Raw genomic sequence first — 14,480 nt, forward strand, 5'->3', positions numbered from 1 at the left:
TGCTATATTAAATCAAAAACCCAATTTATATAGCCTGACAAAAAATATTACTTAATAATTTTCCCATTTACTTTTATATTTTTCCAGCCATCATCCAGCCCGACACCTTTGAGATAGCTCACTTGATGCGTACTGCCTTTTAAATTAGGCTGATTCACCATATCAAACTCAAAAGTCCTTCTGTCTGCTGTTTTTTCCACCAGTTTAACCTGGTAGTCATTTGTACTTTTATCATTTAAGGTAAAAAATACATCATTCACATTGGCATTAAATTTAGCGTGCGTATAAACTACTCCAGGCTGATCCGGGAAACCTTCCAATAACTGGTTATGCGCATCTATTCTCAGATATTTGGTGTCCGTTGCGTCCCCTCCAACCAAAGAATAAAATTTGTAATACAGTTTTTTATCAATCCTCACTGTATCCTGGATTTCAGTGTAGGAGCTTGCACTATGCGACCATTTATTTCCGATTTGCATCGGCAGGAAAGAATCCGCTGCTGCAATGTGCTGTACTGCATCTTTTTTCATTTTACAAGAAGGTATCGCCAGGATGATTAATAAATACATTAGATAAGAAGTTTTCATAGGGTTAGATTTTTTAACTAATTTATGAATTTAATCCAATAATTCCAGACTTCCTATCTTTGAAAGATCCAAAGTAAGCTGACCATTGCTATCTCTGGAGAAAATAGTTACAAATCTTGCATTGTGAATAATGTTTTCGTCTTTATAGGAAGTCCGGGTATGTACAGTCTGAGAAAAGGTATCATCAAAAGCTTTGAGTAAAACCAGTATTTCTACTTCGGCCTCAGCTAATTCTTCTGCAGTTTTATGATACAGCGGGCTATTTTCATCAATAGGGTGAACGACTGTCCAGCTCATGGTTAGCAAACCTATTTTTGCGCGCTCAAGTTCTAAAGGATAAAAACGTCTTTTCTTTTGGTCCCCAACCAACTCATTATAAGAAAGTACCACCTGCACTTCTATTTCGATCAGCTGGTTATTTCTTAAATTGGCTAACCTGAACATCAGCCCTTTAATTTCTTTATAAGGCGCTATCACCATGTTCTCACTGTAAACAACTTTAGCCGTTGGCCTGGAAAACCGGCCATACAATAAACCTGTTGCGAGCGCAAAAGCCAATAAGCCTAACATAGACTCAAAGGCAGCCAAACAGCTCGTCAAAAAACCGTCAGGACTGATATGCCCATAACCGACCGTAGAAATGGTTTGTGCGGAGAAGAAAAATGCGTCAAAGAAATGATCTCTCGGCGTAATTCCGTCAGCCCCTTTAAGGTTTTCAATACCGATTAAAACATATAGGGAAGCAAAGAGGATATTAACCAGCAAATAGGCCATCAGCAAAATGAACAGAAATTTCTTCCAGGTCATAGAGATCAGCCAGTTGTAGGTATCGGATGTCCTGATGAATGGCAAACCAATTCGCCTTATATTCGAAGACCCGTCTGCATTCATCATTCGCTGATCCCCGAGGATTGGTTGTGTACCAAATCCGAGATCATCGTCAATTTGTGATTTACGTTTAAATAGCGCCATAATTTCCACCTAATTTTAATGAAAATTCAGCGTATTCTAAAATAACAGTTTTAACAGTGCTTTTAGCCACCAATTAAAACAACCATCGATGCAATGATTACTCCCGCAAGAATGATATACAGGGCATTTTTACTTGATTCTACTATCATGATTAAGTGTATTTATGTCTTTTATTCCCATAAGACGCGCTTACCCATGAATACCCCTACTGCTGATGAAAAATAAAAAAGCCACTGTCTATTTTCATAAACAGTGGCTTTAAATAATATAATTGTAATTACTTATTTAGCACTGAGCAGATCAATTGTAAAATCCAATACAGTATTCGGCTGAACGCTTCCTTTACCTTCATTTCCATAAGCTAATACAGAAGGCATAATCAAACGGATACGGCCACCAGGCTGAATAAGAGGTACGCCAATCTGCCATCCGGCAATAACGCCACCTAAAGGAAACGATATTGGTGTTCCGTTACTCTGATCAAAAACATTACCATTCAGGAAACGGCCTGTATAATTTACCGAAACGGTAGTGGAGGTTGTGATCTTGGCAGTTCCTGATCCAGGGGTTATAATCTGATAGAACAGTCCCGATGCAGGATCTTTAATTGCAGGGATTTTGTTAAGAACTATAAAAGCTCTGATTGCCGTAGTATCCGCTCTGAATTGCGCATCAACGTCAAAAGTTTCTTTTTTCTTGCAGGACGTAAACGCGGTTACTGTACATACAAGTAATACTATGAGGTGTTTAATCTTAATCATCGGATGCAAATGTAAATTTATTTTGATGATTCACTAAAAAGTTTTAATAAAAAACCCCGGAACAAATTGTTCCGGGGTTAAAAATCCTATACTGAACTGATTAGAAGTTCAGTATAAGCTCAGGATAAGTAATATTATTTGTAAGCAAGTCAAAACCAGACATCGCATTAATTTTTATAGGGGTATAAGCGAAAGGTATTTTAAATTCTACACTTTTTGCCGTTTTCCAATAGCCTAAAGGCTGTAAAAAATCGTCATTTACTATTGCCGGATTACTACCTAACTCTATGTTATTTCCTACATTAAAAATAGGCTGGGCGTTAGTTTTAAGATATTGAGACAAAGCTAAAACAACTTCATATCTTTCTGTAAGATTTTCATTTCCAGTACCTGGAGTTGGCGTTCCTAATGGAGGAGGAGGAAATACAGACCCACCAATCAAAGCATTGAACGGAGTGGAAGAAACCGGATTATTTGCAGCACCTTTAATCAGCTCTAAATCTACCGCGCCAGAGATTCCAACAAGTGATTTCCTGTCGGCCCAAATTCCAATCCAGTTTTTATGTCTCGCATAACATTCTAAAGCGACAAAACCTCTATATCCACCAGCGCCTGTATGTATATTATAAAGTTTTACCCTGGCATAAAACTGCCCATTTCCCTGGCTGGTCATCCCATAATTACCAGCAGTCACAGTTAGGGAATTAGCGTTAGGCTGAGATCCGTTAATCGCATCTACCTTAACTGAACCAGCATACCCTTTACCCGCCGAAGCTTTAAAGGTTTCATACCCGTTAACTCCGAAATGAATAAATTCATCCCCAATTTTCACAATACCATCTTTGTTAGCCAGGAAAGACTCTCTAACTCCGGTACATTTTAGATTATAAGTACTGTCTGTAAAAGTTAACTGACCAGCATACTTTTGTTTTAATCTTGAATACTGCTGTAAGGCATCCTGAGGTTTACTCTTTTCCAGCGCTTGCAGTTCTGAATTGAAATTGTCATAAATAGTTCCCAAAGAGGTAAAACCAATTGATTTTTCTCATTTAACTCTATCTGAACTGTTAAGGTTTGAGATATTTAAAAATACCTTCATGAAATTTTCATAACTAGAAAATGACAAATACCCATCCTCTACTTTAATTTCTGAGGAGCTGTTATTAACTACGTCAGTTTTCTTAAAATCCTCCCTTTTACAACTTACAGCAAGCAATGTGATACTACAAAGCAGGATCAGGTAACTTTTCTTTCTGGTCTTCATTTAGTTTATTTGTTTTTAGATTATTAATTTATATAACAAATATAAAATAAATAACCATTAATCAATAAATTAATAACTAACAGCTATATTAATTTTATAAAAACAGAATTAAATATACTAAATAATGACCTTACTTATAGTTAATCTAGATTTTAAAGCGACATCGCTATCAGGAAATTATTATTTTAAAAACACCAACACAACATAAGTATGCAATTAATGAGCTATTTACAAACGTAAAACCCTCAATACCTGCGCTAAACAAGAAAATAAGATCAGTTCATTAATGACGGTCAATAAAGAAAACAACTATATACTTTTAATTAAATCCCATACCACTACATTCCACAATTCCTTTTCGTCTCTGTAAGTACCAATGATTTCAAATCCCATTCTTTGGTGAACCTTTAAGGAATTAACATTCCTGGCAGAGATTTCTGTTACACACAATTGATAAAGATGTCCTGTTCTGTTTTTGGTTTCCTGGTATAAACTTTTCAATAAGCCCCGCCCCCTGAAATCATGGTGCACACATACCTGTCCACCTACCAGGTAAGTATAATCCGCTAATAACTTTCCCCGATAGCGACAACGTTCAAACTCCTTAAACATCGGCAACAGGCTTGATAAGTCATTGCTCAAAGAAACGTGCATCGCCAGATTATAAGCAATTACCTTATCATTACAAGTTGCAATGACCTGTGGTAAATAAACCGCCATCTTTTTTAATAGCGCCAGGTTATGTTCAGCAAATACAAAACCTTGTTGTTCTTGCTGGGCCGCACTCAGGGAACTGTACAGATTCTCTTTCTGCAAGGCAAGGATCTGGTTAAAATGCAGGTTGGTAGTGGCGACCTGTAAAACTATAGCTTCGGCTATGGAATCTTTCTTCATATAAAATTCGTCTTTTAACCAAATTTCCTAATTTTACAAGAACCAGTACAGATACAGTTTTATCTAAATTAACCATAACAGTTATACCCCATGACAAAGTCTGATACAGCGAATAAAAGTTATTTGTATGAAACTATTGCTGCTGACCTAACGCATCAGATTCATTCAGGTGTATTGGTTTCAGGAGATAAACTTCCTTCACTAAGAGCTATACATCAGCATTATAAAGTAAGTATGAGTACTGCATTACAGGCTTACTATCTCCTGGAAAGCAGAAGCCTCATTCGTTCTGTACCACAATCAGGTTATTATGTAAGTTATACGCTGCAAACAAACGCGCTTCCCAATGCCAGTAAACCGTCTTTATCCCTCGGTAATGAAAACACTTCCAGCATAGTCAGCAAAGTTTACGACGGCATCAGTTCTGACCATATCATGCTTTCTCTGGGTGTTCCCTCGGCCGCACTGCTACCATTACCTAAATTAAACAAAGCATTAAATCATGCGCTGCACACTTTACCTGAATATGGATCAGGCTATGAACATGTTTCCGGAAATCCTAAACTGCGTCGTCAAATTGCACGTTTATCGGCAACCTGGGGAGGAAAACTTACAGAAAACGACATTATAACCACCGCAGGCTGCACTGGCGCAATGTTCCAGGCAATGATCGCACTCACACAAAGAGGTGATACTATAGCGGTAGAGAGTCCGGTGTATTTTGGTATTCTTCAGCTGGCATTAAGTTTAGGGTTAAAAGTTCTGGAGCTTCCCACGCATCCCGAAACAGGCGTTGAACTGGAAGCCTTAAAAATGGCATTGCAAAAGAACAAGATCAAGCTATGCCTGTTTATCAGTAATTTCAGTAATCCTATGGGCGGTACGATGCCAGCGGGGCATAAAAAAGAAGCAGTCAGGCTCCTGGCACATTATGATGTACCCTTGATAGAAAATGACCTCTATGGTGATCTGTATTTTGGCGCAGACAGACCCGTAAATTGTAAAACATATGATGAAAGCGGCCTCGTACTCTTATGCAGTTCCGTTTCCAAAACACTGGCTCCGGGTTATCGTGTGGGCTGGCTTACCCCCGGAAAATTCACTGAACAAATCAGGCGCGTAAAATTCGCCACAGCTATTTCATCCACAACACTTACCCAGGAAGCAGTTGCCGATTTTCTGGAAAAAGGACGTTATGAAAGTCATCTGAAAAAACTAAGAAATACCCTAAGCAGTAATAGTCTGCACTACACAGAAGCTATCCGGAAATACTTTCCCGAAGGAACAAAAATCAGCAGGCCAAAAGGTGGTTTCATGTTATGGATAGAATTGGACCCCAGGATTAATACTGCTGAACTTTATGATCAGACGATCAAAAGGAAGGTTAGTTTTGCCCCGGGCAGGATGTTTACCTTACAAAATCAGTACAATAACTGTTTGCGCCTCAGCTACGGATTACCCTGGACCACCGAACTCAGCAATGCCATAAAAACTATTGGAAACTTAATTCGTTAAAGCGCTTATCATTAGAATTCCATGTCCGTCTTTCTGATCTTTACTGTTGCTCCAATCACCACGCCGCCAGAAAGCAGCACAATATTTTTAATAATGTATTGTCCTAATAAAGTGGGAACAAGCAGGCCATGTGCAAAAGTTTCATCCGGAAAAAACACAAGTGGTAAAAAAGTGCCAATCATCTGAAAATAAAGCAACAATAAGGTCAACCCAAGCAATTTTTTAGAGATTAACCCCAAACCAATTATACATTCCCAAACCGCAAGAACAGGCAAGGAAACCGGAGGAAGAATCAGGCCAAAGGTCAGTTTTTCTATAGTACGCCCGGCTATCACCTCAGCTGCACTAACACCAGGGAAAAATTTGAGCACACCAAACCATATAAAAATAAGCCCTAATGAAACGCGCAAAATGTTTAAACCGTTTCTTGCTTTCCATTCTATTGCCTTATTTTCTGTTTTGATCATCGTTGAGATCATTTCACGTGCTTTCATAGGTTTTGGTTTGAAGGTTCAAAACATCTACGTGAAATGACAGGCAGCAGATGTAGAAATCAAACCACTAAAACAACCCCGGAAGGAGTAGGATTTTGAAAAGTCTATATAGTTTTAACATTACCCCTTGCCACTTTTAAAGTAATCCCTATCTTTGCGCCCGCCAATTCTTATTTAGACCAACACTAAACAAGTAGTCTAAATCAAACATTATCAGATAATTACAAATTAGCACAACCCTATTAAACACACCATATGATTAAAATCTTTACCACATTAGGAACAGCTATGCTCCTCTGTTGCACAATTCAGGCACAGGTTATCAAAGGCACAGTACAGGACAAAAACACCAGGGAAACCGTTATAGGAGCCAGCATTTCCGTCAAAGAACACCCCGGAAAAGGTGTAATGGCAGATGCACAGGGCAAGTTCAGTTTACAACTGCAATCTGGCGAAACCCTGATCGTAAAGATGATCGGGTATAAAGATTTCCAAAAGCAATACCCGGTAATTAAAGACGGACAGCAAATCAATATCGCTCTTGAACCAGGCGTTGAGCTGCAAGAAGTTATGGTAACCGCCAGTTTAGCCAATTCAAGAAGTAAAAAAGCAATTGGAACAAACATAGACCACATTAATGCAGCAGGAATTGTTGCCACCAGTAACCCTTCCTCACTTGCAGACATTGTTAACGGAAGAATCAGCGGCGCACAGGTTTACAATACCAATGGTAAAGTGGGCATGCCGATCCGCTTTGACATCCGTTCATCCGCCACCTTCAGTATGGATCGCGACCCCCTGATTTTTATAGATGGTGTACGTTATGGCAGCAGCAATACCTCAGACATTAACTCTTCGCAGGAAGCCATGAGCGCATTGAACGACTTACCCTTAAACGATATAGAATCTATCGATGTCATTAAAGGCCCGGCAGCAGCAGCATCTTATGGTGCTGAAGCCGCAAACGGTGTAGTGGTCATTCAAACTAAACGTGGTTTAAACGGCAAAAAAGGAATAGCCATTAATGTAAAATACACCGCAGGGTTCAGCGAACTGGCCAGAAAATATGATCAGTTCGTAAACAATGACCCTTTGAATGATTTCTTCAGAAAAGGGACAGAACAGCAATTATATGCCAATGTTACCTCACAAATTGATGAGAACAACAGTATTTTTCTTTCTGCAAATACCAATAAAAATGCAGGTATCGTTCCTGGAAATCAGGACAACAGGCAGACAGTCCGTACCGGATACGACTTCACCAAAGACCGTTTTAAACTCTCTCTTACTGCAGGATATGTTAAAGGGAAATTAAGCATTCCACAATCAGCTTCAGGACGTGACGACGCGATCTGGAACCTGATGCGTGACCGCACCCCATGGCCATTTATCGCAGAAGAAAGCTGGCGTGCCATTCAAAAAGAATACGAAAATGACCGCTTTACAGGAAGCCTGAAACTAGCTTATACTTTTCCTTTCGAAATCAAAGCAGAGACATTGGTCGGTTTAGACCTGAACCGGATTGACGGCTTAAACTATCTTCCTTACGGCTATTTACAAGGCACAAACAATACAGGGAGCAAACAAATCAGTAACCGCCGTAATCAAAACATGAACTGGGATTTTAAACTGTCCCGTAACTTTGTATTCAACCCGAAATGGCAGTTAAACCTGTCTTTCCTGTCTCAAACTACCCAGGCATCCGAAAAAGTTACCGGAATCAGTGTGCGTAATTTCGCTGTTCCAGGCATCAGCAATATCGCTTCCGCAGCAGAAATTTTAGGGACTACAGATAACACCTTTGAAAAGCGTACCCATGGCTTATATGGAGAAGCATTTCTAAGTTATGATAACAAGTTATTTATCAATGCCGGACTCAGACGTGATGTATCCAATATGATCGGAAGAAATGTAGCCAGCATCTGGTACCCTACTGTAAGTGTGGCCTACAACGTAGCAGGAATGGACTTCTTGAAAGGCAAAGTAGAAGAATGGAAATTCAGAGCTGCCTATGGAGAATCAGGCCGCTTACCTTATCCGGGTGATGCGCAAACTGCTTACCTGGTGGAGAATTCTTCTTTTGGGACTATAGTAAAACCTTTAAGGAAAGGAAATCCGGATATTAAACCAGAGCGTACAGGTGAGTTTGAAATCGGAACGGATGTAAAAATATTCAATCAGAAATTAAGCTTTACCTATTACAGACAGTATACCCGCGATGCGATCGTTTATACCACCTTATTACCTTCCTTAGGTTTTCCATCCAGTTTAAGCGGTGATTACCCTGAAAATATTGGTAAAATACAAGGTCAGGGACTGGAAATTTCTTACAACAGCAGAGTCTTTACCAGCGCCAATAAAAAGCACAGCCTGGACATTTATGCCATCTTCAATCAGCAATCTAATAAAGTCATCAATTCGGGCGATAAAGATATTCTGAGTTCAGTGAACCTGATCAGAGCCGAATTACCAGCATTTGCTTTTTATTCCAATCTTTCCCAAGGCCCGGTATTTGATGCCAAAGGCGTTTATACAGGTGCAAAAGAAGGCCCTCTGCAAGAATTAGGCAAACCCTTTCCTACCTACAACGGCTCAGTAGGATTTGGCCTGCAATTGTTTGACAACTTACGTGTACAATCACTTTTTACTTATTCAAAAGGAGCTAAAGTTTATAATATTTCAGCAAGAAATGTGGCTTCTCAGGGAAATAACTATGAAGCCAAAGAAACTTTAAAAACGCAATTAGCCTCTCTTACACCAGGCACGGCCGATTATATCTCCACCGCTACTGCCCTCTCAAAAGTTGAAGGTGTCAGAGGTGATTTTATTCAGAAAGCCGACTTCATCAGGTTAAGTAATTTAACCTTGTCTTATGATCTGGGTGACTGGGCAAAACGCTATACAAAAGGCGTATTGAAACGCTGCGTAATCTCAGTAACAGGAAATAACCTTTGGCTGACTACGAACTATGGCGGCGCTGAACCTCAGATTGATTCTCAGGGTGGCAGCAAAAGAACTAAAGGAATCAGCTATTTATCTTCAGACTGGACAGCTGTTCCGGCTCCGCGCACTTATGCGTTTAGTTTAAATATTGGATTTTAATACGCATTGTTTATCAAAAGATTATGTTAAAGAACACAAAATATATTTTTAGAATTAGTACGGTACTTTGCATCGCATTAACCTTTTCATCTTGTAATAAATGGGTAAATGACCCGAAATCACCAGACAGTACAGTTGATGAATCACAACTAAACAGCCTGGAAATGTTAGGCCGCATCGATAAAGGAGTTTACGTCAACGGGCCAATCATTGCAGGGGTATGGCGTGCTGGTGCTACGGCATCCTCAGATTTACTTGTAGCTTCTGGTGCAATTGCAGATGAGATCACCTCTACTGCAGTACCCAATTCACCTTTTTACAAAGAGCTTGACGAAGATAAACTGAGCCCGGATAACCCTTCTCTTTTTAGTGCATGGTCAAACGCTCAGAACTACAGAGCGCGGGCAGAAGATGCGATTAAACTGGCCACACAGCAAAACCCTTCAGAAGAAGATAAGCTGAAAATTAAACAAGGTGCGTTAATCAATGCCCGTTTACACGCAGGTTATGCCTGGATGTTACTGGCAGATTATTTCACCGTAAGTGAAGCAAATCATGCTGTTTATGCAGACCATATGCTGGTTACACATGAACAAGCTTATGCTAAAGCACAGCGCTATTGGGAAGAGGCATTGCCAATAGCCAATGACCAGGAAAAAAGACTGTTACATTCCTTGTTAACCAAATTAGGGATACATACCCAAAACTATGGTTTGGCCGCAGCACATATCAATCAATCTTTTTCAGCAACAGAAAACTTTGCTTTCTTAAATACAGTAGGGACGGTCAGTAATGCCTTCTTCTCTGCTTTAAGTATCAATGTAAGAGACGCAGCGGTTGATCCGGCACTGGTTGCCGCATTAATAACAACAGCAGACAAAACACGTAACCCGGTTGTAAAAGCACCTAAAGGACACTGGTCTTTAACCTATTTTAAGGAAAGAGATCCGCTGCTGGTTACTGATTTTGATGAAATGCAATTGATCAGAGCGGAATTGATTGTCCGTGGTTTATTAACCGGAAACGCAATTGACGTTATCAATACTGTAATTACCAAATATGACGCGACGGGTAAATCAAACCTATCTAAACAGATTACACTTACGCTAACTGACATCGCGGTAATCCGCAGGATCTACTTATCCTGGAGGGGAACCCGGTTAATTGATTTAAGAAGATTCAATATTGATGGAGATCTGACCCCGGGATTTACCAAAAGAAACTGGCACTGGATTGGCGTTCCTGAAATTGAAACCAGGTAAGTAACTCCACCTATTGTGGGGTTGTTGTGATCTAGGTTGAGAAGGGGTTGGTAAGGCTATTGGCCTTACCAACCCCTTCTCAACCTAGATCACTTCCAGTTACTGAACAGTACTTCGTTGTAGGGCAGACTTTTAACTTTATGTAATTCCTTTGTCATAGCTGGCTTTAGTTATTTAGAAAGATTACAAATAACATATCTTTACCCGTAGTTAACCAGCAAAAGCTACGATGAGTGAAACAAAAAAAGAATTACCTGCCATTGTCCGCGGAGTATTAGCCGTAAAAAATAAGGTGTATCTCACCCCCCATTATATTCGTATTATCCTGACTGGTGATGATGTGCCTCTTTTTGCAGAAACAACCCCGGGGATTAACAATAAAATCTTTATCCCTCCTGCAGGAGTTAACGAAATTCATTTCCCCGATTTCGACTATAATACCGGAGAATGGTTTCCTGCACCAGAACATTTAAAGCCAGTTATCCGGACTTATACGCATCGGGCTATTGATGTGGAGAAAAAGGAAATGACAATTGATTTTGTTGCACATGGAGACAGCGGGCCTGCCTCTGCATGGGCTATTCACGCTAAACCAGGAGATATTCTGGGCATCCTGATGAAAGCAAAAGAGTCAGTAATTTATCCAAAAGCAGATTGGTATTTACTGGCTGCAGATGCGACCGGAATACCAGTTATTGCCACTATCCTGGAAACCCTTCCCTCTACTGCAACCGGGGTGGCCTATATTGAAATACCCACCAAAGAAGACGAGCAGGAATTAAAAACTGACGCAAACATTCAGATCAACTGGATTTACAACGAACATCCTGGAGAAAACACGCTTTTGGCCGATGCTGTACGTACCGCAAAAATACCCGGGCAGCATAACACTACGCGTTTTGGTTATGCAGCGGCTGAATTTTCAACCGTAAAAGACATCCGCCAATTTTTGCGCAAAGAACAAAATTGGGATCAAAGTGAATTATATGCTTACTCTTACTGGAAATTCGGAGCAAGTGAGGATGGTTCAGTCAAAGCACGCCGCGCAGAGCATCACGAAGAAAAGTAAAGCATATTTGTTTGTATAAGATTTAGTTACATTTGGTCGTTATAGTGCCAAACGTAACTAAATCTTATACTGATGAAGAACAAGTTTTTTTATATGATCCTCGCTGTCCTGTATGGACAGTTTTCTTTCGCACAAACCCCAAAACTATTTTTAATTAATGCCGATCAGCTTAAGGCGAAGAAAGAAGCTTATCAGCAAAAAGATCAGGCAATCAAACCTTTGGTAGATCAGGTCATTCGCAAGGCAGATGCTTTCCTGGCCGTAAAGCCAAAATCTGTGATGGATAAATCATCGACCCCGCCAAGCGGATCAAAACATGACTATATGAGTCAGGCACCTTATTTCTGGCCTGATCCTTCTAAAGCAGACGGAACTCCTTATATCAGAAAAGATGGCGAACGTAATCCTGCTATCCATAAAATAACCGACGCTGTATTTTTGCATGGCCTCACTGACCAGTGTAAATTCCTTTCACTCGCCTATTACTTTACAGGACAGGAAAAGTATGCTTTAAAAGCCAGTGAATTGCTGAATGTCTGGTTCATAGCACCTGAAACCAAGATGAATCCTAACCTGAATTACGCACAAGCTATACCAGGCGTGAACGATGGCAGAGGTATTGGTATTATTGAAAGTCGTTCCTTAGTGGAATTAGCTGACTGGATGGGTCTTCTGGCCAGCTCAAAATCAATCACAGCAATACAAACTGAAGGGATTAAAACCTGGTACAAACAATATCTTGACTGGTTATCAAACAGCAAAAACGGAAAAGATGAACATAAATCCAAAAATAACCACGGCACGATTTACGATACTCAGATAGTTTCCTTTGCTTTATTTACAGACCAGAAGGAACTGGCAAAAAAGGCATTGACAGCAAGTCTGGAAAGAATAGCGGTGCAGATTACTCCTGAAGGAGAACAGCCGCTGGAACTCGCCAGAACAAAAGCTTACAGTTATAGTACGATGAATCTGAACGACGGCTGGTTTAACCTCGCCTTGCTCGGAAAACATGCTGGCGTTGAGGTCTGGAATTATCAGACTTCAGATGGAAGAAGCATACATAAAGCACTGGACTGGTTAATTCCATACGGGATGGATGAAAAGGCGAAAGACCGCAAACAAATCATTCCATACAATACCAGTGAGTTGTACAGATTGCTGACACTGGCAGGTACAGCCTACAAAAATGAAGCTTATTTCAAACAAGCTGCTGCGCTTCCAAAGGATAAGGATACGCAGTTAACTGACCTGCTTTACAAGCCATAAACTGTAAAAAAAGCCTTGATCTTCGTTAGATCAAGGCTTTTTTTTTTAATATTCTACTTTATAATCCTTGACGACTTCCTGCCCTGTCCATGCTTTTAAAGAAGTCCATGGAGCTGCAGGCCCTGTCCAGAATTCATTGTCTGCGGGAAGTCCAAGCGTCAAAAAGCCTAAAGTTGCCATATATAAACTTCCTGTAGAAGTATAATAATCTGCAATAGCAGGCTGATGCCCGTTAAAGCCTAAGACCAGCCATCCTTTATCATCAAAATTCTGATCCCCTGCAAACATATTCTGAATCACTTTGGTTAATCCGCAACGAACCTGCGCGGGCTTCACATAAGCTGGCAGTTTCTCCAGTAACGCGGTTTGGGTCAGTGCTTGAAATGCCGCTGTCCGGTAAGTAACAGACCGTCCGTAAGCAGGATAAGTACCCTCAGGAGAGATAATTCTTTCCAGATACTCAGAATATCTGACCATTCGCTTTAACGCCTGATCGTAATCACTTACCGGAGCTTTTTTATGATCAGCCAGGATTTTTTCAAGATCTACCAGCATGGTATGAATCACATAAGAATTATAATAATCCATACTGAATTTTTCACCATCACTATACCAGCTGTCACCTACATACCACTCTTTCATTTTATTAACCGCAAACTGAACCCTTGCAGGGTCATACTGCTCGCCAATACTCAACAAAAACCCTTCTGTTAAACCGGAGAATAAAAGCCAGTTATTATAAGCTCCGCTCCTGTTGCGCAACGACTTAAACTCTTCCACGAAACGTGCCTTGGTTTCCTGGTCTAAAGGTTCCCATAAAGCCTTTGGCGCACGAATAAATGCCTGGGCCACATAAGCCGCATCTACAATCGGCTGACCTTCAGTTCTGAAATTCAGATAGTCAGGACTCTTAGGGTTTACAGCGTTCTTTAACCCCTTTAAAAGCAAGGTTCTCATTTCTTTGCGCATTTTTCCTTCCTCAGTACGGTCATCAGGCAGTGCCAGCCAGGGCGCTATGCCTGCCATTGTTCTGCCTACCGCTTCCAGATAAGTCACACTTTTGAGGTTTAAAGCATATTTAGGCCCTGTTTCTAAAGGCATTTTCTTTTTTAACGTTTCATTAGCCAGGTTATAAACTACCGGGTAAGAAATCTTGTATAGTGCTTTGACCCAAACTTGTCTGTCTTGTTCACCTGTAGCAATTTTGCCTTTTTGCCGTTGCTGTGCAGACGCAGAAAAAACAAGCAGGAAAGACAAGAGCAATAGCGCTTTTGTACGGAAAGAAATCATA

12 protein-coding genes are annotated in these 14,480 nt (G+C 40.3%); 5 read left to right on the forward strand and 7 right to left on the reverse strand.

Features of this window, described 5'->3' with window-relative positions; genetic code table 11:
• Positions 1-47: 47 nt before the first annotated feature.
• The 5 genes from LY11_RS01540 to LY11_RS01565 form a co-directional block, all read right to left on the reverse strand.
• Positions 48-587, reverse strand: coding sequence for a hypothetical protein (locus LY11_RS01540; RefSeq protein ID WP_111631964.1), 540 nt, complete (start codon positions 585-587; stop codon positions 48-50).
• Positions 588-617: 30 nt separating this feature from the next.
• Positions 618-1,559 (reverse strand): ion channel, encoded by a 942-nt coding sequence (locus LY11_RS01545; protein ID WP_111631965.1) that lies wholly within the window; start codon positions 1,557-1,559, stop codon positions 618-620.
• A gap of 281 nt (positions 1,560-1,840) precedes the next feature.
• On the reverse strand, positions 1,841-2,320 hold the full coding sequence (locus LY11_RS01550) for an FKBP-type peptidyl-prolyl cis-trans isomerase (RefSeq protein WP_111631966.1): 480 nt from the start codon (positions 2,318-2,320) through the stop codon (positions 1,841-1,843).
• Between the two features lie 100 nt (positions 2,321-2,420).
• Complete coding sequence (locus LY11_RS01555) at positions 2,421-3,341, reverse strand: hypothetical protein (protein WP_111631967.1); 921 nt, start codon at positions 3,339-3,341, stop codon at positions 2,421-2,423.
• Between the two features lie 552 nt (positions 3,342-3,893).
• The gene (locus LY11_RS01565) at positions 3,894-4,478 is read right to left on the reverse strand and encodes a GNAT family N-acetyltransferase (RefSeq protein WP_111631969.1); all 585 of its coding nucleotides are present in this window, start codon (positions 4,476-4,478) and stop codon (positions 3,894-3,896) included.
• Positions 4,479-4,568: 90 nt separating this feature from the next.
• Here LY11_RS01565 and LY11_RS01570 point away from each other — a divergent pair, with 90 nt between their 5' ends.
• The gene (locus tag LY11_RS01570; RefSeq protein ID WP_111631970.1) at positions 4,569-5,993 is read left to right on the forward strand and encodes an aminotransferase-like domain-containing protein; all 1,425 of its coding nucleotides are present in this window, start codon (positions 4,569-4,571) and stop codon (positions 5,991-5,993) included.
• An 11-nt stretch (positions 5,994-6,004) separates the two neighbouring features.
• On the opposite strand, the gene LY11_RS01575 is transcribed toward LY11_RS01570, so the two are convergent.
• Positions 6,005-6,487, reverse strand: a complete 483-nt coding sequence (locus tag LY11_RS01575; RefSeq protein ID WP_111631971.1) for a hypothetical protein — start codon at positions 6,485-6,487, stop codon at positions 6,005-6,007.
• Positions 6,488-6,742: 255 nt separating this feature from the next.
• On the opposite strand from LY11_RS01575, the gene LY11_RS01580 reads away from it, so the two are divergent.
• The 4 genes from LY11_RS01580 (at position 6,743) to LY11_RS01595 (ending at position 13,189) form a co-directional block, all read left to right on the forward strand.
• Entirely contained in the window at positions 6,743-9,589 is a 2,847-nt protein-coding gene (locus LY11_RS01580) for a TonB-dependent receptor domain-containing protein (RefSeq protein WP_111631972.1), read from the forward strand.
• A gap of 23 nt (positions 9,590-9,612) precedes the next feature.
• Complete coding sequence (locus LY11_RS01585) at positions 9,613-10,851, forward strand: RagB/SusD family nutrient uptake outer membrane protein (RefSeq protein ID WP_111631973.1); 1,239 nt, start codon at positions 9,613-9,615, stop codon at positions 10,849-10,851.
• Positions 10,852-11,080: 229 nt separating this feature from the next.
• Positions 11,081-11,920 (forward strand): siderophore-interacting protein, encoded by an 840-nt coding sequence (locus LY11_RS01590; protein WP_111631974.1) that lies wholly within the window; start codon positions 11,081-11,083, stop codon positions 11,918-11,920.
• A gap of 72 nt (positions 11,921-11,992) precedes the next feature.
• Entirely contained in the window at positions 11,993-13,189 is a 1,197-nt protein-coding gene (locus LY11_RS01595; RefSeq protein WP_111631975.1) for an alginate lyase family protein, read from the forward strand.
• A gap of 45 nt (positions 13,190-13,234) precedes the next feature.
• On the opposite strand, the gene LY11_RS01600 is transcribed toward LY11_RS01595, so the two are convergent.
• Positions 13,235-14,479: a DUF2264 domain-containing protein gene (locus tag LY11_RS01600; RefSeq protein WP_111632236.1), complete on the reverse strand. Its 1,245-nt coding sequence runs from the start codon at positions 14,477-14,479 to the stop codon at positions 13,235-13,237.
• Position 14,480: the final 1 nt, after the last annotated feature.

Origin of the sequence: Pedobacter cryoconitis (assembly GCF_003259615.1) — a bacterium.
Classification (GTDB): Bacteria; Bacteroidota; Bacteroidia; order Sphingobacteriales; family Sphingobacteriaceae; genus Pedobacter; species Pedobacter cryoconitis.